Origin of the sequence: Mesorhizobium sp. M7A.F.Ca.US.007.01.2.1 (assembly GCF_003998165.1) — a bacterium.
Classification (GTDB): Bacteria; Pseudomonadota; Alphaproteobacteria; order Rhizobiales; family Rhizobiaceae; genus Mesorhizobium; species Mesorhizobium ciceri.
The window spans coordinates 1-638 of record NZ_RZQP01000518.1 but is presented as its reverse complement, the minus strand read 5'-3'; the positions used below and the strand labels follow the sequence as shown (position 1 = coordinate 638).

The following is a 638-nucleotide window of genomic DNA, read 5'->3' as shown; positions in this document are numbered from 1 at the left end:
GGCGGCGGGCTTGGCGGCAGCGATTTCAGCGGCGATCTTCTGGCGCGCCTCCGCGCCGCCCATCGCCGTCACCAGCCGGTCGCGGTCGAATGCATCCGCCGCATCGGCGACAACCACCTTGCCGTCGCGCATCACCACGATGCGGTCGGCGTTGCGCAGCACCTCGCCCAGCACATGCGAGATCAGGATGCAGCTTTTGCCGCCGGCAACGAAGCGGCGCACGAAGGCCAGCAACTGGCCCGCCGTATGCGCGTCGAGCGACGATGTCGGCTCGTCGAGGATGACGAGGTCGAGACGATCCTGCGTGACGGTGAAGGCGCGCGCCACTTCGACCATCTGGCGACGGCCGATCGACAGGTCGCCGACAATGTCCGACGCCGAGATGCTATGACCCGGAAAGATCTCGTCGAGCTTGGCGGCGATCAGCTCGGCCGCCTTGCGCCGCCAGCCGAAGCCACGCAGCGAAGCGTGGTTGATGCGTGTGTTCTCGGCGACGCTGAGATTGGGGCACAGCGACAGCTCCTGGAAGACGCAGCGTATGCCGAGCTGCTGCGCGCGCGACACCGAGTAGTTGTCCTCGATGTCGCCATGCACGCCGATCTGCCCGCTGTCGGGCACCAGCGTGCCCGCCACCATGT

At 67.4% G+C, this 638-nt stretch carries 1 protein-coding gene; it reads right to left on the bottom strand.

Features of this window, described 5'->3' with window-relative positions; translation table 11 throughout:
* Positions 1–638, bottom strand: a 638-nt coding sequence (locus tag EN949_RS35560) for an ATP-binding cassette domain-containing protein (RefSeq protein ID WP_164782692.1), incomplete at both ends; no start/stop codon positions are given.